Raw genomic sequence first — 3,296 nt, 5'->3', positions numbered from 1 at the left:
CACCGTTCCGTACAAGGCGCTCACGCCGATCCTGGTCACCAAGGAGAACGCCGTCACCGCGTACTCCAACAACTCGACTCTCGAGCAGCTGGCCAAGGCCAACCAGTAGTCTCGCGCGTCACACCGGGGCCGTCCGCGTTCGCGCGGGCGGCCCCTTTGCGTATGCGCGGTGCGCGCTTCAAGTCGCGAAGTCTGCCGTTTTGAGGCATCCAAAAGGGCAGACTTAGCGACTTGAACCGGTGAGCAGGTGATGCGGTAGACGGCGCTCGCCCGCACCGGGCCGCGACCCCGAGACTACGAACTCGACGTCGAGACTACGGACTCGCCGGCGACACTACGACTTCCGCGGCGAGACTGCGGACAACGACCGTAGCGTCGGCGCGGCATCCCTAGTCTCGGCGGAGCGAGCTACTCGGGGCGAGCGGATGCTGCGGCCCGAGCGGCCGCGGGCAGCGCGTCGAGCACGCGGTTGACGGCTTCGTCGTCGTGCGCGGCCGTGACGAACCAGGCCTCGAACACGCTCGGCGGCAGTGAGACGCCTGCGTCGAGCATCGCGTGGAAGAACGGGCCGTAGCGGTAGGCATCCTGTGCCTGCACGCCCGCGTAGTCGACCGCCGGAGTGTCGCGGAACTGGATGCTGAACAGGTTTCCGGCGCGCGAGACGACGTGCGGAACACCGCATGCCGTCAGGGCATCGTCCACGGCGCCGGAGATGACCGCCGCCACGTGGTCGAGACGCGCGTAGACGTCCGCATCCGCGAGACGCAGCGTGGCGAGCCCCGCGGCGACGGCGACCGGGTTCCCGGAGAGCGTGCCCGCCTGGTAGACCGGTCCGACGGGGGCGAGCCGCTCCATGATCTCGCGGCGGGCGCCGAGTGCCGCAAGGGGCATCCCGCCGCCGATGACCTTACCGAAGGTCACGATGTCGGGCAGGTACGTCGGCGAGACGAGCGTGCGGCTGCCGTCGCCTTCCTCGCGGATGGTGAACGCTGTCTCACCCCAGTAGCCGGCGGGGCCGACGCGAAAGCCGGTGAGCACCTCGTCGAGGATGAGCAGCGCACCGTTCGCGTGGGCCGTGTCGGCGAGGAACTGATTGAATCCGGGCGCCGGCGGCACGACGCCCATGTTCGCGGGAGCCGCCTCGGCGATGATCGCGGCGATGCGCGGTCCGTGCTCTGCGAAGACCTCACGCACCGCGTCGCGATCGTTGTAGGGGATCACGACGGTCTGCGCCGCGATCGGAGCGGGAACGCCGGCGGACGCAGGCAGCGCGAGCGTTGCCAGCCCACTGCCGGCATCCGCAAGCAGGCCGTCGGAGTGGCCGTGATAGAGACCCGAGAACTTCACGATCAGGTCGCGGCCGGTGAACCCGCGAGCGAGCCGGATGGCCGTCATTGTCGCCTCGGTGCCGGTCGAGACCAGGCGCAGTTCGTCGATGAGGCGCGTCGTCACGAGCGAGCGTCCCGGCAGCTGGTGCGCGCCGGGCGTGACCGAGAGCCGATCGATCACGAGTTCGGCGAGGTCGGACTCGGCCGGCGTCGACGCGCCGAAGCTCAGTCCGCGAGCCGCGGCATCCTGCACCGCTGCCACGACCTCGGGATGAGCGTGCCCGAGAATCGCCGGGCCCCATGAGGCCACGAGGTCGACGTACTCGCGGCCGTCGACGTCGGTCACGTACGGTCCGCTCGCCGCCACGAGGAAGCGCGGGGCACCGCCGACGGAGCGGAACGCACGCACCGGAGAGTTGACCCCGCCGGGGATCACGCGCTGCGCGCGTTCGAACTCGCGGTCGTTGGCGTCGCCGTGGCTCACCTCAGCCACCTCGCGACCTCGACAGCCCAGTACGTCAGCACCGCATCGGCGCCGGCGCGACGGATGCTCGTCAGCGTCTCCAGCACGGCGCGATCGCGATCGATCCATCCGTTGGCCGCGGCCGCCTCGAGCATCGAATACTCGCCGCTGACCTGATATGCCCACACGGGAATATCACTGATCTCCGCCACGTCGCTGAGCACATCGAGGTAGGACATGGCGGGCTTGACCATGAGGATGTCCGCACCCTCGTCGAGGTCGAGCCGTGCCTCGCGCAGACCCTCGCGTCGGTTGGCCGGATCCTGCTGGTAGCTGCGCCGATCGCCCTGCAGCTGCGAGTCCACCGCTTCTCGGAACGGTCCGTAGAAGCCGGACGCATACTTCGCGGCGTATGCGAGCACGGCGGTGTCGGTGAACCCTTCCCCGTCGAGCGCGTCGCGCACCGCCGCGACCTGGCCATCCATCATCCCGCTGAGGCCCAGGATCTGCGAGCCGGCATCCGCCTGCGCCAGCGCCATGTCGCGGTAGCGCTCGAGGGTGGCGTCGTTGTCGACGCGGCCAGCGGCATCCAGAACTCCGCAGTGGCCGTGATCGGTGAACTCGTCGAGACAGAGGTCGGTCTGCACCACCAGCGCGTCGCCGGCCTCGCCAACCGCCGCTCGGGTCGCCACGTTGAGGATGCCGTCGGCGTCGGTCGCGCCGCTGCCCACGGCATCCCGCGTCTCTGGCACGCCGAAGAGCATGATGCCGCCGATGCCGGCCTCGGCCGCCTCATTCACCGCGCCCTTCAGGCTGTCGAGAGTGTGCTGTACGACACCGGGCATCGAGACGATCGGCTGAGGCTCGCGGATGCCCTCGCGCACGAAGACCGGCAGGATCAGCTCGGCGGGGTGCAGCCGCGTCTCGGCGGTCAGGCGGCGCATGGCGGCTGTGGTGCGGAGACGTCGGGGGCGAACAGTCGGATGCAGCACGTCGTTCACCGTTCCAGGTTAGGTGGTGCGCCCTGTGTGCTCGCTCGGGGGCCGCCCGTCCCACCGGCGGACCGGTGCCCGGCCGGTGCGGCACCACCTCCGGTACGGCACGACCTCCGGTGAGACTGGGCGTATGCGCCGAGGCTAGGCGTATGGCACCAGGTCTCGTCGCATACACCTAGTGTCGCTTCGGGGTGGGCGTGAGCCCGGGCGCGCCGAACGTTCGCGCCCGGCTGACTACGATCGGATCCGTGGGTATGGCGGGATCGTGAGCGACGCCACCCCCACGCATCCCGAAGCGCGACGACGCCGCACCGGCCTCGCCGTCGCGAGCCTCAGCCTCGGCACGGCCCTCAACCCGCTGAACTCGTCGATGATCGCCGTCGCGCTCGTCGACCTGCAGAAGACGTTCGCGCTCGGCATCGCCGAGGCCACCTGGGTCATCACGGCGTTCTACCTCGCGTCGGCCGCCGGTCAGCCGCTGATGGGACGACTCGGCGACCGGTTCGGACC

The 3,296-nt window shown here is 69.9% G+C and carries 3 protein-coding genes; 1 reads left to right on the top strand and 2 read right to left on the bottom strand.

Features of this window, described 5'->3' with window-relative positions; genetic code table 11:
- Positions 1 to 408: 408 nt before the first annotated feature.
- Both ACTHNC_RS15750 and hemB read right to left on the bottom strand, forming a co-directional pair.
- A complete protein-coding gene (locus tag ACTHNC_RS15750; RefSeq protein WP_440295567.1) occupies positions 409 to 1,812 on the bottom strand; it encodes a glutamate-1-semialdehyde 2,1-aminomutase in 1,404 nt (467 codons plus the stop codon).
- Complete coding sequence (hemB, locus tag ACTHNC_RS15745) at positions 1,809 to 2,735, bottom strand: porphobilinogen synthase (RefSeq protein ID WP_440295568.1); 927 nt, start codon at positions 2,733 to 2,735, stop codon at positions 1,809 to 1,811. Before hemB ends, ACTHNC_RS15750 begins: the two co-directional genes overlap by 4 nt.
- 316 nt (positions 2,736 to 3,051) lie before the next feature.
- Between hemB and ACTHNC_RS15740 the strand changes: the two genes are divergently transcribed.
- The coding region (locus ACTHNC_RS15740) for an MFS transporter (protein WP_440295566.1) at positions 3,052 to 3,296 on the top strand (245 nt) is incomplete at its 3' end.

The organism is Humibacter sp. (assembly GCF_051954055.1).
Classification (GTDB): Bacteria; Actinomycetota; Actinomycetes; order Actinomycetales; family Microbacteriaceae; genus Humibacter.
Note: the sequence above shows the minus strand (reverse complement) of the source record. Positions and strands in the feature narration are given on the sequence as shown.

Bases quoted from the DNA above. Each gene is read 5' to 3' on its own strand.
- hemB (WP_440295568.1), bottom strand. From the start codon at position 2,735: ATGCGCCGCCTGACCGCCGAGACGCGGCTGCACCCCGCCGAGCTGATC.